This is a genomic window from Micromonospora sp. NPDC049900, assembly GCF_044461025.1.
In the GTDB taxonomy this organism is placed as follows: Bacteria; Actinomycetota; Actinomycetes; order Mycobacteriales; family Micromonosporaceae; genus Micromonospora.
Window position 1 is genome coordinate 126,693 of record NZ_JBITKM010000007.1, and the last position, 24,440, is coordinate 151,132.

Here is a 24,440-nt window from a genome sequence, read left to right on the forward strand (position 1 = left end):
TGTACGGCGACCGGCGCCACCCCGCACGGGATGGCGCCGGTCGGCGGTGCCTGGTGTGAACAGGGGACCCCTGCTCTACCGCAGGCGTCAGCAAGGGCCCCCTCCTTTCATCCAGCCCCTCACGCGGCGGCGAGCGCCTCGCCGTCCAACGCCGCCGGGTCGATCTCGGCCGGGCGCAGCGCCAGGGCGAGTACGTCGGCCACGTCGGCGAGCGTGTGCACGGTCAGCGCCTCGCGGACCTCGGTGGGCAGGTCGTCGAGGTCCGGCTCGTTACGGGCCGGGATGATCACCTCGGTCAGACCGGCCCGGTGCGCGGCGAGCAGCTTCTGCTTCACCCCGCCGATGGGCAGCACCCGGCCGGAGAGCGTCACCTCGCCGGTCATCCCGAACTCGGGGCGGACCGGTCGGCCGCTGGCCAGCGAGGCCAACGCGGTGACCATCGTGATACCGGCGCTGGGGCCGTCCTTGGGCACCGCGCCCGCCGGGACGTGCAGGTGGATCCGCCGCCCGGCGAGGGCGTTCGGGTCCAGGCCGAGCCGACGGCCGTTGGCGCGCAGGTAGGAGAGGGCGATGTGCGCCGACTCCTTCATCACGTCGCCGAGTTGGCCGGTCAGGGTCAGCCCCGGTTCGCCGTCCATGCTGGTCGCCTCGATGAACAGCACGTCGCCGCCGGCTCCGGTGACCGCCAGGCCGGTGGCCACGCCGGGCACCGCCGTCCGCTCCGCCGACTCCGGCGTGTGCTTGGGCCGCCCGAGGTAGCGGGTCAGGTCGTCGGCACCGACGCGGACCGGCGTCGGGTCGTCGGTGAGCGCCACCGCGACCTTGCGCATGACCTTCGCCAGCGCCCGTTCCAGTTGCCGTACGCCGGCCTCCCGGGTGTACTCCCCCGCGATCTTGGCCAGCGCCGGTGCGTCGACGTCGACCTCGTCGGCGGTCAGCCCGGCCCGTTCCCGCTGCCGGGGCAGCAGGTGGTCCCGGGCGATGGCCACCTTCTCGTCCTCGGTGTAGCCGTCCAGCGTGACCAGTTCCATCCGGTCCAGCAGGGGGCCGGGGATCGCCTCCACCACGTTGGCGGTGGCGAGGAACAGCACGTCGGACAGGTCGAGGTCGACCTCCAGGTAGTGGTCCCGGAAGGTGTGGTTCTGGGCGGGGTCGAGCACCTCCAGCAGGGCGGCGGCCGGGTCGCCGGCGTACCCGACGGAAAGCTTGTCGACCTCGTCGAGCAGCACCACCGGGTTCATCGAGCCGGCCTCGCGCAGCGCCCGCACGATCCGTCCGGGCAGCGCGCCGACGTAGGTGCGCCGGTGGCCCCGGATCTCGGCCTCGTCGCGGACACCGCCCAGGGAGACCCGGACGAACCTGCGGCCGAGCGCCCGGGCGACGGACTCGCCGAGGCTGGTCTTGCCGACTCCGGGCGGACCCGCCAGGGCCAGCACCGCGCCGGAGCCGCGACCGCCGACCACACCGAGGTTGCGGTCGGCCCGCCGGTTGCGCACCGCCAGGTACTCCAGGATGCGGTCCTTCACGTCGGCCAGCCCGGCGTGGTCGGCGTCGAGCACGGCCCGCGCCGCCGCCAGGTCGGTGTTGTCCTCGGTACGCGTGCTCCACGGCATCTCCAGCACCGTGTCGAGCCAGGTACGGATCCAGCCCGCCTCCGGGGAGGCGTCACTGGCCCGCTCCAGCTTGCCGACCTCGCGCAGTGCCGCCTCGCGTACCTTCTCGGGCAGGTCGGCGGACTCGACGCGGGACCGGTAGTCGGCGGAGCCGTCCGGGGCGTCCTCGCCGAGTTCCTTGCGGATCGCGGCGAGTTGCTGGCGCAGCAGGAACTCCCGCTGCGTCTTCTCCAACCCCTCGCGGACGTCGGAGTTGATCTGCTCGGTGACCTCCTGCTCGGCGAGGTGGTCCTTGACCCAGCCGACGAGCAGTTCCAGCCGGGCGGTGACGTCCGGCGCGGCGAGCAGTTCGGTCTTCTGCGCCAGGGTGAGCCAGGGTGCGTAGCCCGCCGAGTCGGCCAGCTCGGAGAGGTCGGTCATCCGTTCCATCGCGTCGATGACCTGCCATGCGCCGCGCTGCTGGAGCACGGAGGTCACCAGGGCGCGGTACTCGCGGGCCAGTTCCCGTGCCCGGCCGGCCGGGGCGGGCTCGTCGATCTCGGTCGCCTCGACCCAGAGGGCCGCGCCGGGCCCGGGCACCCCGGAGCCGATGCGGGCGCGGGCGAGGCCACGGACGACGGCGGCGGGCTCGCCGCTGGGCAGCCGGCCGACCTTCTCGATGGTGGCGACCGCGCCGACGGAGCCGTACTCGCCGTCGAGGCGGGGCACGGCGAGCAGCCTGCGGTCGCCGGTGGTGCGGGCCGCGTCGACCGCGGCCTGGGTGGTCGGGTCGAGGGTCACCGGGATGACCATGCCGGGCAGCAGTACCGCGTCGGTCAGTGGAAGTACCGGAAGAGTTGCCATCGAACACCTGCTATCGCATTGAGTTGAGCGTGTCTGACTCAAGTCGAGGCGGGTCGTCGTTGTTCCACGGTGTGACCCAGCACACGAACGCCCCCTTGGCCGGATGCGCCGCCGACACATCCGTACCGACGGCGGGAACGCCGGGTAATCGGGATTTACGCGCGGCGCAAAACGCGAGAGCCGGTAAGGAGGGGCTTTTGTTGCGCAATTGCCGGGCGATGAGTCAAACTTTGACCACACCCCGCCAGACACAGGGAGTAATCGACGATGGCGAGAAAAGTAATCACGGTGCTGACTGACGACCTCGACGGCGGAAAGGCCGATCGCACGGTCGAGTTCAGCCTGGATGGCGTGAGCTACACCATCGACGTCTCCGACGAGAACGCGGGAGTCCTGCGCAAGGCGCTGGATCCGTTTATCAATGCGGGTCGGCGGCTCGGACGCGGCAGCGCCGACACCGGTCGCGGACCGCGTCGCGTCACCGCTGCGGCACCCGGAATGAACCGCGAGCAGAACCGCGCGATCCGGGAATGGGCGGTCAGCAACGGCTACAAGATTTCCGAGCGGGGTCGTATCCCGGTCGAGGTGGTCGAGGCGTACAAGAACCGCTGAACAGCAGCCCCGCCACACAAACGCCGCGGGCCGTCCGGAACCTGGTTCCGGACGGCCCGCGTGTCGTTTCGGGTCAGTTGACCTGGATCCGCACCGCGTCGAAGGCGGGGGTCTGGTTGGCCCGCTCCGACATCGGGATGCGGTGCGAACCGTCACCGGCCCAGACCGCGCACTGCGCGGTGCCGGAGTCCGGCAGACCCGGGATCTGGATGACCACGCTGTCCGGCTGGCGACCGCCGCCGCCGTCCTCGGTGGCCACGAAGAAGGCCGGGACCGGATCGGCTGCCGGCGCCTCGTCGGTGTTGTTCAGCATCCGGCACGCGGTGTGGAAGTGACCACGGGTCAGACCCTCACCGTTGAGCAGCGAGCTCTCCAGGTAGTAGCCACCCTGACCGGCCGGGAGGAAGCGGTCCCGGACCAGGTTGCGGGTGCTGACCCGCAGCGAGAAGCCCTCGTTGCGGTTGATCTGCTGCGGGAACTCGGTGATCAGCAGCGACGGGTTGTTCGCCGCGGCGCCGACCTCACCGAAGGCGGTGCTGATGCAGCGGTTGCCGTTCTGGAAGCCGTCGTGCGGCTGGAGCTGGCTGTTGTTGCAGTTGTTGGCCAGCACGTCGAGGCCGTTGTTGTTGCCCCCGCCGTTGTTGCCGCCGTTGTTGTTGCCCCCGCCGTTGTTGGGGTTGTTGCCGCCGTTGTTCCCACCGTTGTTGTTGTTCACCGGCTGCACCTGGCAGGCGGCCAGACCGGCGAGGCCACGCGGCCGGGGGCCGAAGCGGTCGATGGCGATGGTGATCCGGTCGAGCGTGGCCCGCCGCTTGCTGGCCAGCGGGTCGAGGATCGCGTTGCGGATGAACGCCTGTCCCTTGTTGCCCTCGGCGGCCAGGCGCTGGTCGGCCTCGGTGATCTGGGTCTGCAGCAGGGCCAGGTTGCGGTCCACTTCGGCGCGGGCGCGGTCGGGCACCTGCGGCAGGCGGCTGACCACGTCGGGACAGGCCACGGCGAAGGCACCGGTGGTCGCGCCACCGTTACCGCTGCGGGTCTCCTGGCACTCCTCGACGGACTGCTGCCCGTCACCCCAGTGGTTGGTCACCCACCGACCGTTCTGGAAGGTACGGGTGGTGGTGGCGCCACGGGCGGTCGGCGCGGTCGCACCCGGGCTGGGCTCCACACACTCTGCCGAGATCGGGCGGGTCTGCTGCTTGTTCGGCCGTCGGTCACCGGCCGACGAGATCTGGGTAACGGCGACCACGCCACCGAAGACGGCGAGCGTGGCACCAACGGCCAGAAGTCGTTTGGTCCGCGTGTTACCTGATGGTCTGCGTGACCGGGTGGACCTGCGCATCGAATTGCTCTCCTTCTCGATCCGGTACCTGACGCGTGACTCGACGGACCGAACGGAATCGTGGTGGCGCGCTCGACGGAGGCCGTTCGAACGCACCGGTGGCACGTCGACAGACGACGATGCCCTTTCCGCACCGTCTCCCGCGCCGCCCGGCGCGGGTTGGGGAGATCCTGTCCATTCCCGGTGAGGTACGGCCCCGCCGTGGCGGGAGTTCAAAAGAAGGTGGACTTTTTTTCGACGGCCCCGACCGTACGGCTTCGGGGCAGGTCAGACCTGGTGCAGGTGGTCGTAGGCGAAACCGTCCACGAGTTCGTCGCGGCGCTGCCCGAGTCGCCGGATGTCGTCGAGCAGATCGGCCCGTCCGGTCAGGACGGGAGTTTCCGTATCCAGGGTGCGCAGGCGCTCACCGACAGCGAGCGCGGCCAGATCCTCGGCCAGTCGCGCCGGATCGACACCACAGGAGAATCGGTACGTCCGCAGGACGACCCGTTCCACCAGAAACTCGCCGGGGCGCACCTCGACCCAGCTCCACCCCTCGACCGGGCCGTCGGCCCAGCGCACGTGCAGTCCGCGCAGGATCGGATCGGCGAGTCGCCGCGCCACGTACGCCTCGACCGCCTCGGTCCGGGCGAGCGCGCCGAGGTCGTTGACCGCGCCGGTGCGCCCGTCCGGCAGCCGGCCGACGATGTCGCGGTATCCGACGGCGGGTACGTCCGACACGACGGCCCCGTCGGCGTACCGGCGGGCGTCGATCACGTACCCGACGATGCGCGGGCCGTGGTCGGCGGCGCGCAGGGTGGCCGAGCCGATGCGCAGCAGCGGCAGGCCGACGCTGGCGGTGACCGCCTCGACGATCCGGTCCACCCGTCGGGCGGGGGCATCCGGCGTCGGCTGACGGAACTCGACCGCGAACTGCGGCAGGCCGGTGTCGTCCGCGCAGACCACGTGATCGAGCACCACCCGGGCGGCGGTGTTCCACTGGTTGCCGGTGAGCCCCGGCGGACGACGCCGGATCACCTCACCCAGACGCGGGCCGGCGTGCACCCGCTGCCCCGCGCGGGCCAGCACGGGCGTACGCCCACCGGCCGGAATCGTCGACAGCCACGCGTCGCCACCGGTCATCGTCGTATCCACCCAATCCTGCCGCCGACCGACCGAGTCTAGGATGACGATCATGCCGGGCGGCTCCCCCGGTAGGCCCTCGGTGACCGCCACGACGGTGACCGACCGCGCCGGAGGCGAGGAGGCGGACGCGTGCGGGTGGTGTCCCTGGTGCCCTCGCTGACCGAGGCGGTGGCGGTGACCCTGCCCGGCCTGCTGGTCGGGGCCACCGACTGGTGCACCGCCCCGGCCGACCTGGACGTGCCCCGGGTGGGCGGCAGCAAGTACCCCGACCTGGATCGGGTCCGCGCGTTGCGGCCGGACCTGGTGCTGCTCAACGTCGAGGAGAACCGGCGCGAGGACGCCGACGTGCTGGCCGCCGCCGGGGTGCCGGTCCGGGTCACCTACCCGCGCACCGTGGACTCCGCCCTGACCGAGTTGGCCGACCTGCTGCGGGACCTGGGCGCGGCGGCGGAACCCGAGTGGCTGACGACGGCACGACGGGCCTGGGCCGACCTTCCGACTCCGTCGGTGCGGCACCGCGCGGTGGTGCCGGTCTGGCGGCGGCCCTGGGTGGTGCTCGGCGCCGACACCTTCGCCGGTGACGTACTCCGTCGGCTGGGCGTGTCCAACCTCTACGCCGGGCAGCCGGAACGGTATCCGCGTCCGACGGTGGACGAGCTGCGCGCCACCGCACCCGACCTGGTCGTGCTGCCGGACGAGCCGTACCGGTTCACCGCCGACGACGGGCCGGAGGCGTTTCCGGGCGTACCGTGCGCGCTGCTCTCCGGACGGCACCTGACCTGGTACGGCCCCTCGCTGGCCGAGGCCCCGTCGGTGCTGGCCGGGCAACTGGCGAACCCGGTCACCGTCGGCTGACCGCCACCCCGCGCCCGGACAGCGCGGCACACCCGGGCGCGCCGGCCCGGCCAGGCACTCAGCGCCCCGGCCCCGGCGCCGCTCCGACGACGTACGCCCGTCTCCCACCCGGTCCGACGGCCCGGGCCGGAAGGGGTCGAAGGTCCCGCCCGGTCCGGGCCCGGTCGGCCCTGACCGCACCCGGCCCCACCGGCGTCCAATGAAGGTGTCACCGGGACAGCGGTGCGAAGCAGAGAAGGGACGTGGACATCATGACCGCGATGATCCAGCGGAACACCGCCGCCAAGGCCCCGGGGGCCGAGACCGTACGGGAGCAGGTCAACCGGAAGCGGGCCACCCGCTACCTGCTCGCCGGGCTGCGCCTGGCGCTGGGCTGGATCTTCCTCTGGGCGTTCCTGGACAAGCTGTTCGGCCTGGGGTTCGCCACCGAGGGCGAGAACGCCTGGATCAACGGCGGCAGCCCCACCAAGGGATTCCTCAGCTTCGGCGTCACCGGGCCGTTCGAGGGCTTCTACCAGAGCATCGCCGGCGCGGCCTGGGCCGACTGGCTATTCATGCTCGGTCTGGCCGCGATCGGCACCGCCCTGATCCTCGGCATCGGGATCCGCGTCGCCGCCGCCGCCGGTGGTCTGCTGCTGGTGCTGATGTGGACCGCGGCCCTGCCGCCCGCGAACAACCCCTTCATGGACGACCACCTCGTCTACGCCGGGGTGCTGGCGCTGCTCGCGGTGACCGACGCCGGTGACACCTGGGGCCTCGGCCGCACCTGGGCCCGGCTGCCGATCGTGAAGCGCCTCGCCTGGCTCCGCTGACCTGTCACCTCCCTCCCCACACGGCGGGCGGCCCCCTGCGGGTGCCGCCCGCCGTCGTGTGCGCTCCGTCCCGCTCCGTCTCGTGTGCGCTCCCGCCCCTGGCCGTCGTGAGCGCTCCGGCCGTCCCGGACCGTCGTGCGGCGTGCGACGGGCATCGCTGGCGTAGCATCCGGCAGGATTGTGCTGACCAGAACCGACGTCACAGGAGAATCCGCATGAACCAGGCAGCGAGCAAGCCCGAGATCGGTCCGATCGAGGGTGCCCCGCCCGCCGACCTCGTGATCGAGGACATCACCGTGGGCGACGGCCCCGAGGCCCAGCCCGGCCAGGTCGCCCGCGTCCACTACGTCGGGGTGTCGCACTCCACCGGAGCCGAGTTCGACGCCTCCTGGAACCGGGGCGACGCCTTCGAGTTCCCGCTCGGTGGTGGCCGGGTCATCGCCGGCTGGGACCAGGGCGTGGTCGGGATGCGGGTCGGCGGCCGGCGCAAGCTCACCATCCCGCCGCACCTGGGCTACGGCAGCCGGGGTGCCGGTGGCGTCATCAAGCCCAACGAGACCCTGGTCTTCGTGGTCGACCTGCTCGGCGTCCGCTGAGCGTCCGCGTCCGGCGCCGGCCCCCGTACCCGGCGCCGGACGCGCGGTCGGCCTCGGACGCCGACCCTCGCCCGCCCGGCGGGCGAACCCGCCGACGCGACGTCACACCCCGGCCAGCACCCGCTCGGAGCACGAGCCGACGACCGGGATGACCCGACGCAGGCCGGTCGCGCGCAGCACCCGCTCCACCACCGGCGGCGGGTCCGTCAGCACCAGTTGGCCGCCCTGTGCCCGCACCCAGAGCCGGGCCGCGATCAGCGTGCGCACCCCGGCGGCGGAGAGCACCCGCACCTCGGAGAGGTCCACCCGCAGCTCCGGCCGGGCCGGTGCCGCCCAGAGGGCCGCGCGGAACGCCGCGACGGTGGCGATGTCGACGGCGCCGACCACGCGGACGCACACCGCGTCGTCGAAGACCGTGGTCTCCACGTGGAACCGCTCCTCGCGCTCTGGCATGAGAAGAACCTATCCCGCACCACCGACACTCACACCCTGCGCAAAGGCGGTTCCGGGTAAGCCCAGGGCATGACCCGCAGGCCCGGCGTGTCCACCCTAGGGACGATCCCCCGACACCACCTGAGCAGCAGCGGCCCGCCCACCACGGCGGGCACCGGCCCGGTGGACCGGGCCGGTGCCCGCCGTCGGATGCGGTCAGCCGTCGGTGCGCTCAGCCGCCGCTGGCCGAGGGCTGCGGCTCCGGCGAGCCACCGCCGGCCACCGCGCCCGGGTCGGCCGACGCGGTCGGAGCCGGCCCCAATCCGGCGGGTACGGGCAGCGCGCTGCCCTCGGCGAACCGGTCCCAGCCGACGTTCCAGGCCGTCCAGCCGTTGCCCTCGCCGAGTTCGACCTCGGTGCCCTTGACGGTGACCAGGTCACCGACCTGCGTGACGCCCATCAGCCAGTCCGCGTTGGCCGCCGAGAGGTTGGTGCAGCCGTGCGACACGTTGGCGTACCCCTGGTCCCCCTCCGACCAGGGCGCGCCGTGGATGAACTCGCCGCCCCAGGTGAGCCGCTGCGCGTCCTCGACATCGACGACGTACGGGTCGGCCGAGCCCGTGGTGTCGAACGTGGTGAAGTCGTGCTTCTCCATGATCACCATCTTGCCGCTGGAGGTCGGGGTGCTCGGCTTGCCGAGGCTGACCGGGAGCTTGCGCAGCAGCTTCCCGTCCCGGATCACCGACATCTGCTTGGTCGCGTTGTCGATCTCCAACGCCACCTGCCGGCCGATCTTCGACGTGGCCCGTCGGTCGGCGTCACCGACGTTCTCCTTGCCGATCGGCAGGCCCTCCAGCGCGGCACGCACGCTGATCGACGTGCCGGGCCGCCAGAAATCGGGCGCCCGGTAATAGACCTGACTACCGTCGGACACCCAGGACCAGGTGCCCGGCTGCGGTGGATCCGTCTTCACGAACAAACGACGCTGCACATCCGCCCTGGCTTCTTTGGGAATGGGCGGGTCGAACGCGACGGTTACCGGCATTGCCGTGCCGTACGTCCGATTACCGGCGAAATAGAGCGTACTGGTGATCGCCGGTTTGGACGATTTCGGCTGCGTCGTGAAGGTCGTCTTCCGGGTGACCGTCTGTCCCTTCTCGCCGGTCACCGTGACCTCGGCGGTGTACGTCCGCTTCGGCTGCAACACCTCGGTCGGCACCCAGCCGGTGCCGTCCTCGCGCGGCTCGGCCCCGACCTTTGCGCCCTTGTCGTCGGTGATCCGTACGTCGGTGACCCGCCCGTGCTTGACCGCGGTGCCGATCTCACCGCTGACCGGCACGTCCCGCGCACCCTCGGCGGGCGTCACGGAGAGTTCCGGAGCGACCTGTCGGCCCTCCCCGACGACCTTCCGGTCGCCCGTGCACGCGCCCAACGCCAGTGGCGCCGCTGCGACGGCCACCGTCAGCAGCGCCAATCGCCCCCTCAGGTTCATGATGCGTCCCCCCGTTTATTTCTCGCCCTCCGCCACATTCTCACCGGCTACCCACCAGCGACTCGGCAATTCGACGAAACAGCGCGCTAATTGCGCCGGGGACATTTCCGCGCCATCACGCCACGGTGGACCGAAAAAGACTCGACCGCGCTATCCCGACCATTAGTCGGCGACCTGCGACCGATGTCCGGAAGCCCACCGGTCCACGAAGGTTCGCCCGCTCTCGGGCCTACGGCCGCCTGTGGGCCCGACGTCCTCCGGCACGCCGCGCCCACCACCGATCCGCACCGCCACCCCGCCCGCGCCACTCACCCGCGCTCGCGCCGTGGAGGTGCCCCTCGCCCGTCGGCCGGCCGTAAGACCGTCGATCCCGCGACCCGCGACCCGCGACCACCAACCCTCGTCGACCATGGAGTTGCGGCCCCACTCCGTCGATCATGAAGTTGTGGCTGTCATTTCGGCCGCTTATCAGCCGTTATGTCCTGTGCACAACTCCATGATCGACGCCTGAGGAGGCGACATCGACGCCTGAGGGGCCTGTGCGGGCGGTGCGGGTGGGTCAGACGGAGGCGATCAGCAGGGCCGGTTGTTCGACGCAGTCGGCGACGTGCCGCAGGAAGCCACCGGCGACTCCCCCGTCACACACGCGGTGGTCGAAGGTGAGGCTGAGCTGGGTCACCTTCCGCACCGCCAGCTTCCCGTCCACCACCCAGGGCTTGTCCACGATGCGACCCACGCCGAGCAGCGCCGCCTCAGGGTGGTTGATGATCGGCGTGGAGCCGTCGACACCGAACACCCCGTAGTTGTTGAGCGTGAACGTGCCCCCGGTGAGCCGGGCGGGTGGCAGCTCACCGGCCCGCGCCGCGGTCGTGGTCGCCGCCAGCTCGGTCGCCAACTCGGCCGTGGTGAGCCGGTCGGCGTCGCGCAGCACCGGCACGACCAGGCCACGGTCGGTCTGGGCGGCGATGCCCAGGTGCACCGCGGCGGACTGGACGATCCGCTGCCCCTCGGTGTCCACCCGGGCGTTGAGCTGCGGATACCGGCGGAGCCCGGACAGGCAGATCCGGGCGAACAGCGCCAGGATGCTCACCGGCCGGTCCGGTCGGGCGGCGTTGATCGCGGCCCGGGTGCTCAGCAGGCCGGTGGCGTCCACGTCGACCCAGATGGTCACCTCGGGGATCTCCCGGCGGCTGCGGGAGAGCTTGTCGGCGATCACCCGGCGGATGCCGGTCAACGGGATCACCTGGTCCCGCGCGTCGGCCGGAGCGAGTCCCACGTGCGCCGACGGGGACGGTGTCCCGGCGGCCAGATCCGGCGCGGCGAGTCCCGTCACGGGCGCGCCCGCCGCCGACCGGCCCGTCGTGGTCACGCCCGTCGTCGAGCGCTCCATCGTGATCGCGTCGACCGCCGCCTCGACGTCGGCGCGGCGGACCACACCGCCCGGCCCGGTGCCGCGCAGCATGGTCAGGTCGACGCCGTGCTCACGGGCCAACCGCCGCACGATCGGCGAGATGACCAACGCCGAAGTCGCGGACCTACCCGCGCCGACGACGGCCGAGCCGACAGGAACAGCAGGGGCCGAACCGACGACGGCCGGGGCCGTGCCGGTGACTGTCGCCCCAGACCCCGCGGTCGGGGCGAGGCGGGGACGTCGACGGCGGCGCGGACCGCCGTGCCCGGTGCCGTACCCGATCAGCACGTTGCCCGAGCCGGCCCGCTCCTCCTCGCGGTAGACCGCGTGCCCGGCGGGCTCGGTCGGGCCGTCGGTGACCGGCGCGGCCACCGTGATCAGCGGCTGGCCGACCGGACGCACCTCACCCTCGGCGCCGTGCAGGGCCACCACCCGGCCGGCGTACGGGCAGGGTACGTCCACGACCGCCTTGGCCGTCTCCACCTCGACCACGGTCTGGTCCACGGTGACCACGTCGCCCACCGCGACCCGCCACTGTACGATCTCCGCCTCGGCGAGCCCCTCGCCGAGGTCGGGAAGGAGAAAGACCTGCTCGCTCATGCCGGCACTCCGCTCCGCTGCGTGCCGCCACGAGACTCCACCACACGGAACCCGATGATTCGCTCGCTCATGCCGGCACCTCGGCGAGCCAGCGGGAGTCCGGCTGGTCGTCCCACTGAAGGCGGGCGACCGCGTCCAGCACCCGGTCGACGGAGGGCAGGTGGGTGTGCTCCAGCATCGGCGCGGGGTACGGGATGTCCAGCCCGGAGACCCGCAGCACCGGCGCGTGCAGGGCGTGGAAGCACCGTTCCTGCACCCGGGCGGCGATCTCCGCGCCGACTCCGGCGAAACCCTGTGCCTCCTGCACCACCACGCAACGGCCGGTGCGCCGGACCGAGGCCGCGATCGTGTCGTCGTCGAACGGCACGATGGTGCGTACGTCGACCACCTCCAGGTCCCAGCCCTCCTCGCGGGCGGCCTCGGCGGCCTCCAGCGCGACGGGTACGGCCGGTCCGTACGCGACCAGGGTGGCGTCCCGGCCGGGCCGACGGACCACCGCCCGCCCGAAGGGTGCGGTACGCGTCGGCAGGTCCGCCTCGGCGCTGGTGAAGTAGAGCTTCTTCGGCTCCATGAACACCACCGGGTCGGGATCGTCGATCGCCTCCCGCAGCAGCGAGTACGCGTCGTCCACGGTCGCCGGGGTGACCACCTTGAGACCGGGGGTGTGCGCGTAGTACGCCTCGGAGGAGTCGCAGTGGTGCTCCACACCGCCGATGCCACCGGCGTACGGCACCCGGATCACCATCGGCACGCTCAACGCGCCCCGGGTGCGGTTGCGCAGCTTCGCCACGTGCGAGGCGATCTGCTCGAACGCCGGGTACGCGAACGCGTCGAACTGCATCTCGACCACCGGGCGCAACCCGGACATGGCCAGTCCGACCGCGAAGCCGACGATGCCGGCCTCGGCCAGCGGGGTGTCGAAGCAGCGCTTGTCGCCGAAGCGGGCCTGGAGTCCGTCGGTGATCCGGAAGACGCCGCCGAGTTGCCCGACGTCCTCGCCGAAGACGACGACCCGCTCGTCGTCGAGCAGCGCGTCGGCGAGCGCCGCGTTGAGCGCCTTCGCCATGGTCATGGTGGCCATCAGGCGTCCTCCTCCTGCGCGGCGAGCTCGGCGCGGACCTGGTCGCGCTGTGCGGCGAGCTGCGGGGTGGGCTGCGCGTAGACGTGGTCGAAGAGGGTGAGCGGGTCGACGCTGGGCTGGGTGTTCATCCGCTCGCGCAGCCGCGCCGCGTACTCCTCGGCCTCCTGCGCGATCGCGGCCACGGCGGCGTCGTCGAGGACCTCGCGGGAGCGCAGGTACGCCTCCAGCCGGGCCACCGGGTCGCGGTCGCGCCACGCCTCGACCTCGTCGGCGTCGCGGTAGCGCGTCGCGTCGTCGGCGTTGGTGTGCGGTTCCATCCGGTAGGTGTGTGCCTCGACCAGGAACGGTCCCCTGCCGGCGCGGGCGTGCGCGACCGCCTTCTCCAGCACGGCGAGCACGGCGACCGGGTCGTTGCCGTCGACCTGCTCGCTGGGCACGCCGTAGCCGACGCCCTTGTAGGCGAGCGTCGGTGCGGCGGTCTGCCGGGACAGCGGCACGCTGATCGCGTACCGGTTGTTCTGGACGAAGAAGACCACCGGTGCCTTGAACACGGCGGCGAAGTTGACCCCCTCGTGGAAGTCGCCCTCGCTGGTCGCGCCGTCGCCGATGTAGACCAACGCCACCGTGTCCCGCCCCTGGTGCGTCTCGCCGTAGGCCAGTCCGGCGGCGTGTACGCACTGGGTGGCCAGCGGCGTGCACTGCGGGGCGGTGCGACGTACGGCCGGGTCGTACCCGCAGTGCCAGTCACCGCGCAGCAGGGTGAGCACCTCGACCGGGTCGATGCCCCGCGCGGTCAGCGCCATCGACTCGCGGTAGGTCGGGAAGACCCAGTCGTCGTCGCGCACCGCGAGGACCCCGCCGACCTGGCACGCCTCCTGGCCCCGGGAGGACGGGTAGACCGCGAGGCGGCCCTGCTTGGTCAGCGCGGTGGCCTGGGCGTCGAACCGGCGGCCGACGACCATCCGGCGGTACATCTCGCGCAGGGCCGTCACGGGGGGCTCGGGATAGTCGGCCCGCGACGGCAGCAGCGTGCCGTCCGGGTTCAGCAACCGGACCGGATCGGCCTGGGGAAGCAGGGCGGCGGCCGGGTCGGGCACGGTCGGGGTGGCCGACCGGCGCTTCCGCGGGGTTGCCCTGCGGGCCGCCTGAGGGGTGGTCGTCACGGCGGAACCTCCTGGACGTGTGGTGGACCTATGCTCCTGTGGTCGGATGATTGACTCAAGATGGCCGGTGAACGCGGGATGTATGGCACTGATGGGAGGCTCCGGTGAGCCAGGAGACCGCTGACGCACCGCCCCTGCGGGGTGGACCGGGACGAACGGCCCCGATGCTGGACGAGGTGGACCGGCGGATCCTGGACGAACTGACCCGGGACGGGCGGATCTCCGTCCGGACGCTCGCCGAGCGGGTGCACGTGTCGCGCACCAACGCGTACGCGCGGATGGAGCGGCTGCTGCGCGACGGGGTGGTCACCGGGTTCGCCGCCCGGGTCGCGCCGGAGCCCGCCGGGCTGGGCACCTCGGCGTACATCGCCCTGACCATCCAGCAGAACACCTGGCGGGAGGTGTCGGCGGAGCTGGCCCGGGTGCGTTACGTCGAGCACGTGGCGCTGCTCAGCGGCGAACACGACGTGCTCGCCCTGGTCCGGGCACCGGACAACGCCACGCTGCGGGACGTGGTGCTGGACCGGGTCCAGCGCATCGCCGGGGTGCTGTCCACCCGGAGCTGGCTGGTCTTCGAGGAGTACGACGGGGTCCGCAGCCCGTGGGCCTGACCGCCGCTCAGCGCTCCGGCGGCGCGGCCAGCCCCTCCCGGTCGGCCAGCTCCAGCAGCGGGTCCAGCGAGAACCGTGGCCCGTCCAGACCGGCGTGCGGGTCGCCCCGCTCGGCGAACCGGGCCGGCACGGTGGTCACGTCGAAGTCCTCCGGCCGTACGTCGTCCAGCTCGGCCCAGTCGAGCGGCGCGGAGACCAGCGCCGCGGGCGTCGGCCGGATCGAGTACGCCGAGGTCATCGTGTGGTCCCGGGCCATCTGGTTGTAGTCGACGAAGACCGGCCGGTCCCGCTGGTCCCGCCACCAGGTGGTGGTGACCAGGTCCGGCCGGCGCCGCCGCATCTCGCCGCCGAGCGCCAGCACCGCCCGCCGGCAGTCGCCGAAGCTCCACCGGGGCTCGATCGGGACGTACACGTGCAGGCCACGCCCGCCGGTGGTCTTCGGGTAGCCGGTCAGGCCCAGCTCGTCGAGGAAGCCGCGCACCTCGTGCGCCACCGGGACGACCTGGTCGAACCCCACCCCGGGCATCGGGTCGAGGTCGATCCGGAGCTGGTCCGGCCGCTCCACGTCGGCCCGGGTCACCGGCCACGGGTGGAACCGCAGGGTGCCCAGGTTGACCGCCCAGATCACCACCGCCAACTCCCCCGGCGCGACCTCGTCGGCGCTGCGCCCGCTGGGGAAGGTGATGTGCGCGGTGCCCACCCAGTCGGGCGCGCCCGCCGGCACCCGCTTCTGATAGAAGGCGTCGCCCCGGTTGTCCTGCCGGGTGGCGACCGTCGCCCCCTCGAACACCCCGCGCGGCCACCGTTCCAGCATCGTCGGCCGGTCCCGGAGCGCGCGCAGGATGCCGTCGCCGACGGCGAGGAAGTAGCGCACCACGTCGAGCTTGGTCAGCCCGCGCTCCGGGAAGTACGGCTTGTCCGGGCTGGAGACGCGGACCACCCGCCGCCCCACCTGGATCTCCTCGGCCGCGGTCGCCACCTGCCGAGCGTACGACGCAGGACGGCCGGCGCGGGGGCGAGCGCGCGGGCCGGTCGGGGCGGGTCCGACCCGGTGTGCGCGAGGCCGGACAGCCCACCCGCTAGGATCGGCGGGGGCCGTGACTGGCGCGTCGAGATGGAGCACCATCGGGAAGCGGCCCCGTCATGAGGACGCACGCCGAGCGCCTGGGCCTTCCGCACGTCACCTGGAGGTCGCATGCCGCCGAACGCCGAATCCGCCGCCTTCCGCAGCGCGCTGGAGGTCATCCGCGCCGTCGAGCCCCGGGTGGCCGACGCCATCGGCGCGGAGCTGGCCGACCAGCGCGAGTCGCTCAAGCTGATCGCCAGCGAGAACTACGCCTCGCCGGCCACCCTGCTGGCGATGGGCAACTGGTTCAGCGACAAGTACGCCGAGGGCACGGTCGGGCGTCGGTTCTACGCCGGCTGCCAGAACGTCGACACGGTCGAGGCCCTCGCCGCCGAGCACGCCCGGGAGCTGTTCGGGGCGACGCACGCGTACGTGCAGCCGCACTCGGGCATCGACGCGAACCTGGTGGCGTTCTGGGCGATCCTGGCCGACCGGGTGGAGTCCCCCGCGTTGGCGCGGGCCCAGGCCCGGCACGTCAACGACCTCACCGAGCAGGACTGGTTCGCGCTCCGCCGGGAGCTGGGCGACCAGCGGATGCTCGGCATGTCGCTGGACGCGGGCGGTCACCTCACCCACGGCTTCCGGCCCAACATCTCCGGCAAGATGTTCGACCAGCGCAGCTACGGCACCGACCCGGCCACCGGCCTGATCGACTACGACAGGGTCGCCGAGGCGGCCCGCGAGTTCCGGCCGCTGGTGCTCGTCGCCGGCTACTCGGCGTACCCGCGCAAGGTGAACTTCCGGATCATGCGGGAGATCGCCGACTCGGTCGGCGCCACCTTCATGGTGGACATGGCCCACTTCGCCGGTCTGGTCGCCGGCAAGGTGTTCACCGGCGACTTCGACCCGGTGCCGCACGCGCACATCGTCACCACCACCACGCACAAGTCGCTGCGCGGCCCGCGCGGCGGCATGGTGCTCTGCGGCCCGGAGCTGGCCGACCAGGTGGACCGGGGCTGCCCGATGGTGCTCGGCGGGCCGCTGCCGCACGTGATGGCCGCCAAGGCGGTCGCGCTGGCCGAGGCGCGCCGTCCCGACTTCGCCGACTACGCCCAGCGGATCGTCGACAACGCCCAGGCGCTGGCCGACGGGCTGCTGCGCCGGGGCGCCACGCTGGTCACCGGCGGCACCGACAACCACCTGGTGCTCATCGACGTCACCGGGTACGGGCTGACCGGTCGGCAGGCCGAGCAGGCGCTGCTGGACTCGGGCATCGTGACCAACCGCAACGCGGTGCCGCAGGACCGCAACGGCGCCTGGTACACCTCCGGCATCCGGATCGGTACGCCCGCCCTGACCACCCGTGGGCTGGGCACGGCAGAGATGGACGGCACCGCCGAGCTGATCCACACGGTGCTCAGCCAGACCAGCGCCGGGGCGAACGCGGACGGCACCGCCTCCAAGGCCAAGTACGTGCTGGATCCCGCGCTGGCGGACAAGGTCAGCCGGCAGGCCGGCGAACTGCTCGCCGGATTCCCGCTGTACCCGAACGTCGACCTCGGCTGACGACGGACGCGCGCCGGGCCGGTGTCCGGCTCGGCGCGCACCGTACGGGGATCAGGAGTAGTCGAACGTCCAGAGGAACCACTGGGCGCTCTGCGGGGCGTAGCTCTGCTCGCAGTACCACCAGTCCCATCGGCCCTCGGCGGCGCCGGTGAAGCCGTACGAGCGGCAGAAGTCGTAGCTGTAGTAGACCCCGCGCAGCGTCCCGCCGGGCGGATCCGCCTGGGCCGGTGCCGCCCCGACCACCAGAGCGGCGCCGATCGTGGCGAGCGCCGCCACCGGCGCCAGCATCCTGCGTTTGCGCATGAATACCCCCTGCAACAGACCGGTCGACGCGCACGCATCGACATCTGTCGACAAGCGTGACGACGCCCGGGACGCGCCGTCAACGCGTTCCCGGGCGATGGTCGACCGACGATGGGGTGAACTCAGTTCAGGGGACGCTTGAGGTGATATCGGTGCACCTCGGTGCTGCCCTGGACGTTGTTGACGTCCTCGGCGGCGGTGACCAGTTCCCAACCTTCCCGGCCGTACCGGTTGAGGTGCGCCACGGCGGTGTCGCCGTACGCGGTGATGTCCTTCCGGGATCCGTCCGGGCCGTACCAGACGAACGAGACGTGGAAATTGCGGCCCTGTCCCTGGTAACGGCGAACCAGCAGGGCATACTCCCAGGCAACCATGCCGCCCATTATGACCGTCCACGCAGGAGCACGGTACGGCTAAGGTCACCGTTCGCTTTCCGACGAACGCGGTGTGTCGCCGTCGCGCCGGGGCGTATGGTCGGACGGTGGCCAGTTGGGATGACGTACGCCGGATCGCGTTGAGCCTGCCGGAGACCGGCGAACGCCCCTCCTACGACGGGTTGCCCGCCTGGACCGTCCGGGACAAGTCCTTCGTGTGGGAGCGCCCGCTGCGCCGCTCCGACCTCGACGCGCTCGGCCCGGCCGCGCCGGACGGCCCGATCCTCGGCGTACGCGTCGCCGACCTGGGCGTCAAGGAGGCGCTGCTCGCCGACGACCCGGCCGTCTACCTCACCACGCCGCACCTCGACGGCTACCCGGCGGTGCTGGTGCGGTTGGACCGGATCGACGAGGCCGAGCTGACCGAGATCGTCACGGAGGCGTGGTTCGCGCGCGCGCCGAAGCGGCTCGCCACCGCCCACCGCACCGCGACGGCGCCACCCGGAGCCTGACGCCACACCACCCGGACCGCGCCCACCCGCCTGCCACCCCCACCCGCCTCGCCGATCATGGAGTTGTGGTTGGCGGAATGCCCCCTTCACGGCTATCGCGAAGGCCACAACTCCATGATCGGCAACGTGACAGACCGGCATCACGGGTGGTGAGCCTGGAGTGTCCCGAGCGGCGGCAAGCAGTTATCGCTTCTCGCAGGCAACGCCGTCCTTGTCCCGGTCGAGTTTCGTGTTCGCGTTGTAGATCGCCGTCGAAACCTTGAAGTTCGTGACCGGCTTCGTCCTGCCGCGCACCTTGTCCCGTGCGCCCTTCTTGCCGACGCCATGCCGGTACTTCTTGTTCAGTGCGGTGCAGTTCTTGAACTTCGTGGGGGCAGCCTGCGCGGGCGACACCACGGCCACTGCGCCCCCGGCCAGCGCCAAGGTGAGGACGAGTGCCATCCGGACCAGTCTGGGAACCAATCCATCCTCCATATCGGATAGTGGGTGGAGAAGGCACGCTACCGCCACATGATTCGGCATAGCGCCCTCCACCCGACTCGTCCGGCAGGGCTTACGGCGATTCTTCCCTCACCATCCAGGCAGCACCTTCGACGCAACGCCACCCAAGATCTGACAGCACGGATGACACTGAGCTGGTCACGGGCACAGGTGCCCCGACGGCCGCGGGAGACGACCCGCTCATCGCAAGATCGCGCTCGATCCGGGATCGAGTGGTCGTCGCCGCGCTCGGATACCACTCGATCCTGGATCGAGCGGGAAATCGTGGTGGAGGCGGCAGCATGGGTGGCCGACCGGGGGGTAGGTCTCGTCGTCGGCGGTGTGGCCCGGTAGCGGGCCACACCACCGTGTTCCGTCCGGCCGTCGTTCGGGGACGCGCCGGGTCACCGAGTCAGTCGGCGGGCAGCCAGTCCTGCCAGACGTCCGGGTTGGCGTCGAGCCACTTCTTCGCCGCCTCGTCGTGGGACAGCTCGTCGACCGTGAGGTAGCGCGCCACCTCGTTCTGGTGGGCGTTGGTCCACTGGAAGTTCTTGACCAGTTCGGCGGCCGGGTTGCCGGACTCGGCGAACTCCCGGTTGGCGATCTTGTCGAGGTCGTAGGGCTGGTAGTCGCAGGCCACCTTCTCCGGGTCCACGTCGCAGCCCGGCGTGTAGGGCGGCAGTTTGACGTGTACCAGGTCCACCTCGGCGAGGAACCACTGTGGCGCGTAGAAGTAGCCGATCGCCGGCCGCCGGTTGCGCTCCGCCTCCCGGAACGCCTCGATGAGCTTGTCCTCGCTGCCCACGGTGGTGACCGTGTAGTTCAGCTTCAGGTTGCGGATCAACGCCCGGTCGTTGGTCTCGTACGAGGGGTCGCCGTTGAGCAGGACACCCCGGCCACCGGAGGTCGGCGTGCGGAACAGGTACGCGTAGTCGTTGAGGTTCCGCCAGTTGGTGATGGTGGGGTGCTGCTCGACCAGCCACGGCGTGACGTACCAGCCGACGACGCCCCGGTTGCCGGTCATGCCGTGCTCGACGGCCTTGCGTTCCTCGTCGATGTACTTCTTCTTCAGGCTCTCGCGGCCCCAGTTCTCCAGGATGACGTCGGTGGTGCCGGCGGCGACCTCCTCCCACGCCTCCTCCGCGGTGAGGTCCTTGACCTCCACGGTGCAGTTGAGCCGGTTCTTGGCCAGGTAGCCGATCACCGCGAGGTTCGCCTCGTAGCCGATCCACGGCAGGTTGGCCAGCGTCAGCGTGCCGCACTCCGTCCGCTCCGGCGGCCCCGGCGGCGCGACCCGGGGCTGGATGTCGGCCGCGCAGCCGGTCAGTGCCAGTGCGGCCACGCAGGCGAGGGACGCCGCCCTGGTCCACCCTGATCTCTGCATCGCTGCCTCTTCTCCTCGTCGTCGTTGCGCCCGGCCACGGGGCCGGAGGGGTGCGGCCGTCCGCTGGGCCGGAGGGGTGCTGAACGTCCGCTGGTCAGCGACCGGCGCCGGTCCGCGCGAGGCGTTGCGCCAGCACCACCTCGGTGAGCGCGACGAGGACCTGCTTGACCGACTCCCGCTGGCGCGCGTCGCACTCGACCAGCACCACGTCGTCGGCGACGCCGAGGGCCTCGCGCACCTCGGCCAGCGCGAAGCGGCGGGTGGCCTCGAACGTGTTGACGGCCAGCAGGAACGGGATGTGATGGTCCTCGAAGTAGTCGATGGCCGGGAAGCAGTCCTCGATCCGCCGGGTGTCGATCAGCACGACCGCGCCCAGCGCGCCGTCCACCAGGTCGTCCCAGAGGAAGGCGAACCGGTCCTGTCCGGGCGTGCCGAACAGGTACATCAGCAGGGACTCGTCGAGACTGATCCGGCCGAAGTCCAGGGCCACGGTGGTGGTGGTCTTGCCGGACACCACCGAGGTGTCGTCGACCCCCACCGAGACCTCGGTCAGGTCGGCCTCGGTGACGAGCGGCTCGATCTCCGACACCGCGCCGACGAAGGTGGTCTTGCCGACGCCGAACCCCCCGCTCACCACGATCTTGACGGCGGTGGGTGTGGGCGGCTGGCTAGAGAGCGCGGACACGGTCCCTGATCCTCTCGATCATGGCGACGGAGAGCTCGCCCTGTTCCTCACGGCGCAGGTAGCCCTCGCTGAGCAGGTCTGCCACCAGCACCCGGGCGACACCGAGCGGCACCCGCAGCGCGACCGCCAGGTCTGCCACGGTGATCGGCCGCTGGCACAGCTCGACGATCCGGCGGGCCTCGAAACGCAGCGGCGCGGAGAGCGCCGCCGGTTGGGCGGAGAGCAACGTCTCCACCCGCAGCCCGTCCTGGACCGGGCGGGTACGTCCGCCGGTGAGCAGGAACGGACGTACCGCCTCCGCGTCGGACGGCTCGGGCGCGGCCGGCGGCGGCTCGGGAGCCGGGCCGTCCGACGCCGGGGCCGCGGTCCAGTACGGGATCATCCGCGGGTCGGGCAGCCGCGGTCCGGCACCGCTCACCGGGGCAACACCCGTCTCGACTCGGAGATCAACGCGGGTGTCAGCATGGTGCCGAACCGGTCGGCGAGCAGCGAGATCTCGTAGCCGACCAGGCCCAGGTCGCAGTCCCCGTCGGCGAGCACGCCCAGGCAACTGCCGTCGCTGATCGCCGAGACCAGCAGGAAGCCGCGCCTCATCTCGATCATGATGAGCTTCAGCCCGTCGAAGTCGTACTTGCGGGAGGCGGTCCGGGCCAGGCTGGCCATGCTGGACACGATCGCGGCGAGCTGGTCGCCGGCACCCCGGTTGAGTCCGGTGGAGACGGCGATGAGCAACCCGTCGGACGAGACGGCGACCGCGTCGCGTACCCCGTCCGTCTGCCGGACGAAGTTCGCCAGCAACCAGTTCAACTGGTGTGGATCGCTCTGGATGTCAACCTTCACGGGCCCCCCAAGGCTCGGTCGTGGTGTCGTCGCTGGACCGGGTCGGTGGTGCCGGCCGGTCGACCTGGCCACGGAGCGTGCCGGCCCGCAGCGCGGTCAACCGGTTCCGGATCTCCATCGGCGAGTCGTCCATCGCGGCCGGACGCGGCGTGCCCGCGACCGGACCGGCGGTCGGCGCGGGTGCGCTGGCGCGCCGCTCACGGGGCAGCCGTTTGCGCAGTCCGTTGGTGGTGCGCTCCTCCACCGGGCCGACGGCGGACACCTCACCGGCGATGGTGGGTGGCCGACCGGCGACCGGCCGGTCGTGCCCGCGCGGCTCGGCGGGCGCGACGTGGCCGGCGGGCGGCGCGTCGATGGCGGCCCGCGGCCCCACCCCGGCGATGCCGACGGCCGGCGTCGGACGGGCGGCGGGCACCGACGGCAGGACGGGCTGCCGGGCCGGTTCCGCCGTCACCCGGGTGGTGGTGGCGGCGACCGTGATGGTCGCCTGTGTGGTGCCGACCGCGTCCGCCGTGTCGTCCGGGGCGATCGCGTTCCGGTTGGTCAGCACGGTGGCGGGCAGCAGCACCCGGGCCGTCACGCCGGTCACCGGGGAGGGCGCGAGTTGCACGTCGATGCCGAGGTCCCGGGCGAGCTGACCGACCACGTGGTGGCCGAGGTAGCGGGTCGGGGCCGAGACGTAGTCGACCTCACCGCGCAACCGGGCGTTGGCCTCGGCCAGGTCCTCCGGCGACATGCCGATGCCCTGGTCGGTGATGGCCACGAGGTATCCGTCCGCGCTGCGCCGACCCTGGATCTCCACGTCGGAGTCGGGCGGGGAGAAGGTCAGTCCGTTCTCGACCAGTTCGGCCAGCATGTGAGCCACCGCGCTGACGTTGGCGCCGACCACCCAGGCGTCGTCGATGCGGCGGAGCTGCACCCGCCGGTACTCCTCGACCTCGGAGATCGCGGCCCGGATCACGTCGGCGATGGCGAGTGGCCGGGTCCACTGGCGCGGCCCGCCGGCTCCCACCAGGACCAGCAGGCTCTCCGCGTTCCGGCGCATGCGGGTGGCCAGGTGGTCCAACTCGAAGAGGTTGGCCAGCCCGGCCGGGTCGGTCTCCTCCCGTTCGAGCTTGGTGATGAAGCTGAGCTGACGGCGGAGCAGGTTCTGGTTGCGTCGGCCCAGGTTGGCCAGCGACTCGGTGGTGCTGCGCCGCAGCACCGCCTGCTCGGTGGCGAGGCGGAAGGCCACCTCCTGGACCTGGTCGAGGGCGCCGGCCACCGAGCGGACCTCGGTGCTGGATCGGGCCGGCACCTGGACCGGTTCCGGGGCCCGGGGCTCGTTCTCCTCGCTGCCGTCCTGGAGCTGGCGCACGGCGACGGGCAGCCGGTTGGCCGCCAGGTCACGTGCCTCGGCGGCCAGCATGGCCAGCGGCCGGGTGATCGACCGGGAGGCCAGCACCAGCAGACCCACCGCACCGGCGAGGAAGAACGCCACCAGCGCGCCGAGCACGAACAGACGCCGGGTCGACTCGCCCTGCCGTTCCGCGGCCCGCGCCTCGATCTCCGCGCCGACGTACTCCTGCATGTGGCGCATGCCGTCCAGCACGGTGGTCAGGGCCGACCACCAGGCCTGCGGGTTGACCTGCACCCGGCGGCCGTCGGCGGAGTCGAGCGCGACCTGCTCGAAGAAGCCGGCCACCCGGGCGGCGCCGGTGTCCAGCACCCAGTCGTTGGCGGCCCGCTGGCCCGGGGTGGCCCGCTCCTCGAAGTCGGCCAGCGCCGTGTCGCGGGCCGCGCGCATCTCGGCGAACTGGAGGAACTCGCCGTCGGCGAAACCACCGGCGGAGAAGACCCCGTTGAGGAAGGCGCGCTGCTGGGCGGTGCTCTCCTTGATCCGGCTCAACGCGGTGAGGGTCGCCACGTGCCGTTGCAACTGCGGGTCCTCGGCCTGGTCCAGGTCGTAGTCGAGGCGGTTCAGCGCGGCGATGCGCTCGGTGAAGAAGTCGAACGTCGCGGCCCGGCCGGCGCTGCCGCTGTCGGTGGCGGAACGGACCACGTCGAGCCCGTCGAGTTCGCGCAGCGCGGCGCCGACCCGGTCGGCCACCGGCCCGCCGTCGGAGATCGCCGACTCGACCGCGCGGCGGCGCTCGTCCACCCGCTCGCGGGCCGGGGCGATCTCGTTGCGGAAGCCCTCGTTGCCACCGAGCAACGCGGCGCTGATGCCACGTTCGACCTGGAGCTCCTGGGTCAGGTCCTGCACCTGGAGGGCGAGCGACACCGACTCGCTGGCCTGACGGACCGCCTGGTAGGAGGAGACCTCGACGAACGTCACGTAGCCGAGCAGGAGCAACACGGCCGCCACCGGCAACGCGATGATGGCGGCGAGTCGGCTGCGGATACTGCCGCCGCCTGTCACCACAGACTCCGCGCCGCCCGGGCCGGGCCGTGGACGAACGCCGGCAGAGCGCATCGGTCGGGAACCTGTGTGGACACGCGGTCTCCAATCACCGACCAGGACACGCAGGCCGGTGTGAGGCATCAGGGGGATTGATCACAGCAATATCCCGGCATACCCGGCCGCCCACAACCCTCAGGCGGAATCGTCACGGCCGGAGAGCTTGGGTTCTGCCCTTTCGGGCAGCGTCGGCGGACTGAACGAC

General features: G+C 71.9%; 24 protein-coding genes and 1 riboswitch. Of the genes, 7 read left to right on the forward strand and 17 right to left on the reverse strand.

Translation table 11 applies throughout. The annotated features are described in order from the left end of the window. Positions 1-119: 119 nt before the first annotated feature. Positions 120-2,456, reverse strand: a complete 2,337-nt coding sequence (gene lon, locus ACIBMZ_RS17880) for an endopeptidase La (protein WP_396695036.1) — start codon at positions 2,454-2,456, stop codon at positions 120-122. Positions 2,457-2,723: 267 nt separating this feature from the next. On the opposite strand from lon, the gene ACIBMZ_RS17885 reads away from it, so the two are divergent. Further along, the gene (locus ACIBMZ_RS17885) at positions 2,724-3,068 is read left to right on the forward strand and encodes an Lsr2 family protein (RefSeq protein ID WP_396695038.1); all 345 of its coding nucleotides are present in this window, start codon (positions 2,724-2,726) and stop codon (positions 3,066-3,068) included. 73 nt (positions 3,069-3,141) lie between these two features. Here ACIBMZ_RS17885 and ACIBMZ_RS17890 read toward each other — a convergent pair whose 3' ends face one another. Continuing rightward, on the reverse strand, positions 3,142-4,407 hold the full coding sequence (locus tag ACIBMZ_RS17890) for a hypothetical protein (RefSeq protein ID WP_396695040.1): 1,266 nt from the start codon (positions 4,405-4,407) through the stop codon (positions 3,142-3,144). A gap of 267 nt (positions 4,408-4,674) precedes the next feature. Then, the gene (locus tag ACIBMZ_RS17895) at positions 4,675-5,583 is read right to left on the reverse strand and encodes a hypothetical protein (protein ID WP_396695042.1); all 909 of its coding nucleotides are present in this window, start codon (positions 5,581-5,583) and stop codon (positions 4,675-4,677) included. Positions 5,584-5,661: 78 nt separating this feature from the next. Here ACIBMZ_RS17895 and ACIBMZ_RS17900 point away from each other — a divergent pair, with 78 nt between their 5' ends. The 3 genes from ACIBMZ_RS17900 (at position 5,662) to ACIBMZ_RS17910 (ending at position 7,795) form a co-directional block, all read left to right on the forward strand. Further along, positions 5,662-6,387: a helical backbone metal receptor gene (locus tag ACIBMZ_RS17900; protein ID WP_396695044.1), complete on the forward strand. Its 726-nt coding sequence runs from the start codon at positions 5,662-5,664 to the stop codon at positions 6,385-6,387. A gap of 242 nt (positions 6,388-6,629) precedes the next feature. Next, complete coding sequence (locus tag ACIBMZ_RS17905) at positions 6,630-7,199, forward strand: hypothetical protein (RefSeq protein WP_396695046.1); 570 nt, start codon at positions 6,630-6,632, stop codon at positions 7,197-7,199. A 215-nt stretch (positions 7,200-7,414) separates the two neighbouring features. Next, positions 7,415-7,795 (forward strand): FKBP-type peptidyl-prolyl cis-trans isomerase, encoded by a 381-nt coding sequence (locus tag ACIBMZ_RS17910; RefSeq protein WP_396695048.1) that lies wholly within the window; start codon positions 7,415-7,417, stop codon positions 7,793-7,795. Positions 7,796-7,897: 102 nt separating this feature from the next. Here ACIBMZ_RS17910 and ACIBMZ_RS17915 read toward each other — a convergent pair whose 3' ends face one another. From ACIBMZ_RS17915 to pdhA, 5 genes are all read right to left on the reverse strand, one after another. Beyond that, positions 7,898-8,248, reverse strand: a complete 351-nt coding sequence (locus ACIBMZ_RS17915; protein WP_131057440.1) for an STAS domain-containing protein — start codon at positions 8,246-8,248, stop codon at positions 7,898-7,900. A 211-nt stretch (positions 8,249-8,459) separates the two neighbouring features. Further along, a complete protein-coding gene (locus ACIBMZ_RS17920) occupies positions 8,460-9,719 on the reverse strand; it encodes an Ig-like domain-containing protein (RefSeq protein ID WP_396695050.1) in 1,260 nt (419 codons plus the stop codon). A gap of 559 nt (positions 9,720-10,278) precedes the next feature. Further along, positions 10,279-11,730, reverse strand: coding sequence for a dihydrolipoamide acetyltransferase family protein (locus ACIBMZ_RS17925; RefSeq protein WP_396695052.1), 1,452 nt, complete (start codon positions 11,728-11,730; stop codon positions 10,279-10,281). A gap of 67 nt (positions 11,731-11,797) precedes the next feature. Next, on the reverse strand, positions 11,798-12,811 hold the full coding sequence (locus tag ACIBMZ_RS17930) for an alpha-ketoacid dehydrogenase subunit beta (RefSeq protein ID WP_396695054.1): 1,014 nt from the start codon (positions 12,809-12,811) through the stop codon (positions 11,798-11,800). Next, complete coding sequence (gene pdhA, locus ACIBMZ_RS17935) at positions 12,811-13,974, reverse strand: pyruvate dehydrogenase (acetyl-transferring) E1 component subunit alpha (protein ID WP_396695056.1); 1,164 nt, start codon at positions 13,972-13,974, stop codon at positions 12,811-12,813. Before pdhA ends, ACIBMZ_RS17930 begins: the two co-directional genes overlap by 1 nt. A gap of 164 nt (positions 13,975-14,138) precedes the next feature. Between pdhA and ACIBMZ_RS17940 the strand changes: the two genes are divergently transcribed. Beyond that, the gene (locus ACIBMZ_RS17940) at positions 14,139-14,585 is read left to right on the forward strand and encodes an Lrp/AsnC family transcriptional regulator (RefSeq protein ID WP_350697391.1); all 447 of its coding nucleotides are present in this window, start codon (positions 14,139-14,141) and stop codon (positions 14,583-14,585) included. A 7-nt stretch (positions 14,586-14,592) separates the two neighbouring features. On the opposite strand, the gene ACIBMZ_RS17945 is transcribed toward ACIBMZ_RS17940, so the two are convergent. After that, the gene (locus ACIBMZ_RS17945; RefSeq protein WP_396695058.1) at positions 14,593-15,564 is read right to left on the reverse strand and encodes a DNA polymerase domain-containing protein; all 972 of its coding nucleotides are present in this window, start codon (positions 15,562-15,564) and stop codon (positions 14,593-14,595) included. Positions 15,565-15,672: 108 nt separating this feature from the next. Next, a riboswitch (ZMP/ZTP riboswitch) is annotated at positions 15,673-15,762 on the forward strand. A gap of 18 nt (positions 15,763-15,780) precedes the next feature. On the opposite strand from ACIBMZ_RS17945, the gene ACIBMZ_RS17950 reads away from it, so the two are divergent. Continuing rightward, positions 15,781-17,217 (forward strand): glycine hydroxymethyltransferase, encoded by a 1,437-nt coding sequence (locus ACIBMZ_RS17950; protein ID WP_396695060.1) that lies wholly within the window; start codon positions 15,781-15,783, stop codon positions 17,215-17,217. Positions 17,218-17,268: 51 nt separating this feature from the next. Here the strand turns inward: ACIBMZ_RS17950 and ACIBMZ_RS17955 are convergent, their stop codons facing one another. Then, a complete protein-coding gene (locus ACIBMZ_RS17955) occupies positions 17,269-17,520 on the reverse strand; it encodes a hypothetical protein (protein WP_396695062.1) in 252 nt (83 codons plus the stop codon). Positions 17,521-17,642: 122 nt separating this feature from the next. After that, on the reverse strand, positions 17,643-17,903 hold the full coding sequence (locus tag ACIBMZ_RS17960) for a hypothetical protein (RefSeq protein WP_117228080.1): 261 nt from the start codon (positions 17,901-17,903) through the stop codon (positions 17,643-17,645). A gap of 98 nt (positions 17,904-18,001) precedes the next feature. Here ACIBMZ_RS17960 and ACIBMZ_RS17965 point away from each other — a divergent pair, with 98 nt between their 5' ends. Next, a complete protein-coding gene (locus ACIBMZ_RS17965) occupies positions 18,002-18,406 on the forward strand; it encodes an MmcQ/YjbR family DNA-binding protein (RefSeq protein ID WP_396695064.1) in 405 nt (134 codons plus the stop codon). 183 nt (positions 18,407-18,589) lie between these two features. On the opposite strand, the gene ACIBMZ_RS17970 is transcribed toward ACIBMZ_RS17965, so the two are convergent. The 6 genes from ACIBMZ_RS17970 to ACIBMZ_RS17995 form a co-directional block, all read right to left on the reverse strand. Beyond that, entirely contained in the window at positions 18,590-18,847 is a 258-nt protein-coding gene (locus tag ACIBMZ_RS17970) for an excalibur calcium-binding domain-containing protein (RefSeq protein WP_396695066.1), read from the reverse strand. Between the two features lie 451 nt (positions 18,848-19,298). Then, on the reverse strand, positions 19,299-20,270 hold the full coding sequence (locus ACIBMZ_RS17975) for a glycine betaine ABC transporter substrate-binding protein (RefSeq protein ID WP_396695069.1): 972 nt from the start codon (positions 20,268-20,270) through the stop codon (positions 19,299-19,301). Between the two features lie 94 nt (positions 20,271-20,364). Further along, positions 20,365-20,955 (reverse strand): GTP-binding protein, encoded by a 591-nt coding sequence (locus ACIBMZ_RS17980; RefSeq protein WP_396695071.1) that lies wholly within the window; start codon positions 20,953-20,955, stop codon positions 20,365-20,367. Continuing rightward, positions 20,939-21,373, reverse strand: coding sequence for a DUF742 domain-containing protein (locus ACIBMZ_RS17985; protein WP_396695073.1), 435 nt, complete (start codon positions 21,371-21,373; stop codon positions 20,939-20,941). The genes ACIBMZ_RS17980 and ACIBMZ_RS17985 overlap by 17 nt, the downstream gene beginning before the upstream one ends. After that, entirely contained in the window at positions 21,370-21,795 is a 426-nt protein-coding gene (locus ACIBMZ_RS17990) for a roadblock/LC7 domain-containing protein (RefSeq protein WP_131054135.1), read from the reverse strand. The genes ACIBMZ_RS17985 and ACIBMZ_RS17990 overlap by 4 nt, the downstream gene beginning before the upstream one ends. Then, positions 21,785-24,250, reverse strand: a complete 2,466-nt coding sequence (locus ACIBMZ_RS17995; RefSeq protein WP_396695076.1) for a nitrate- and nitrite sensing domain-containing protein — start codon at positions 24,248-24,250, stop codon at positions 21,785-21,787. Before ACIBMZ_RS17995 ends, ACIBMZ_RS17990 begins: the two co-directional genes overlap by 11 nt. Between the last annotated feature and the right edge of the window lie 190 nt (positions 24,251-24,440).

Coding starts and splice junctions, on each gene's coding strand:
- lon (WP_396695036.1), bottom strand. CDS start 2,456: ATGGCAACTCTTCCGGTACTTCCACTGACCGACGCGGTACTGCTGCCC.
- ACIBMZ_RS17885 (WP_396695038.1), top strand. CDS start 2,724: ATGGCGAGAAAAGTAATCACGGTGCTGACTGACGACCTCGACGGCGGA.
- ACIBMZ_RS17890 (WP_396695040.1), bottom strand. CDS start 4,407: ATGCGCAGGTCCACCCGGTCACGCAGACCATCAGGTAACACGCGGACC.
- ACIBMZ_RS17895 (WP_396695042.1), bottom strand. CDS start 5,583: ATGATCGTCATCCTAGACTCGGTCGGTCGGCGGCAGGATTGGGTGGAT.
- ACIBMZ_RS17910 (WP_396695048.1), top strand. CDS start 7,415: ATGAACCAGGCAGCGAGCAAGCCCGAGATCGGTCCGATCGAGGGTGCC.
- ACIBMZ_RS17915 (WP_131057440.1), bottom strand. CDS start 8,248: ATGCCAGAGCGCGAGGAGCGGTTCCACGTGGAGACCACGGTCTTCGAC.
- ACIBMZ_RS17920 (WP_396695050.1), bottom strand. CDS start 9,719: ATGAACCTGAGGGGGCGATTGGCGCTGCTGACGGTGGCCGTCGCAGCG.
- ACIBMZ_RS17925 (WP_396695052.1), bottom strand. CDS start 11,730: ATGAGCGAGCAGGTCTTTCTCCTTCCCGACCTCGGCGAGGGGCTCGCC.
- ACIBMZ_RS17930 (WP_396695054.1), bottom strand. CDS start 12,811: ATGGCCACCATGACCATGGCGAAGGCGCTCAACGCGGCGCTCGCCGAC.
- ACIBMZ_RS17940 (WP_350697391.1), top strand. CDS start 14,139: ATGCTGGACGAGGTGGACCGGCGGATCCTGGACGAACTGACCCGGGAC.
- ACIBMZ_RS17950 (WP_396695060.1), top strand. CDS start 15,781: ATGCCGCCGAACGCCGAATCCGCCGCCTTCCGCAGCGCGCTGGAGGTC.
- ACIBMZ_RS17955 (WP_396695062.1), bottom strand. CDS start 17,520: ATGCGCAAACGCAGGATGCTGGCGCCGGTGGCGGCGCTCGCCACGATC.
- ACIBMZ_RS17960 (WP_117228080.1), bottom strand. CDS start 17,903: ATGGGCGGCATGGTTGCCTGGGAGTATGCCCTGCTGGTTCGCCGTTAC.
- ACIBMZ_RS17970 (WP_396695066.1), bottom strand. CDS start 18,847: ATGGCACTCGTCCTCACCTTGGCGCTGGCCGGGGGCGCAGTGGCCGTG.
- ACIBMZ_RS17975 (WP_396695069.1), bottom strand. CDS start 20,270: ATGCAGAGATCAGGGTGGACCAGGGCGGCGTCCCTCGCCTGCGTGGCC.
- ACIBMZ_RS17995 (WP_396695076.1), bottom strand. CDS start 24,250: ATGCGCTCTGCCGGCGTTCGTCCACGGCCCGGCCCGGGCGGCGCGGAG.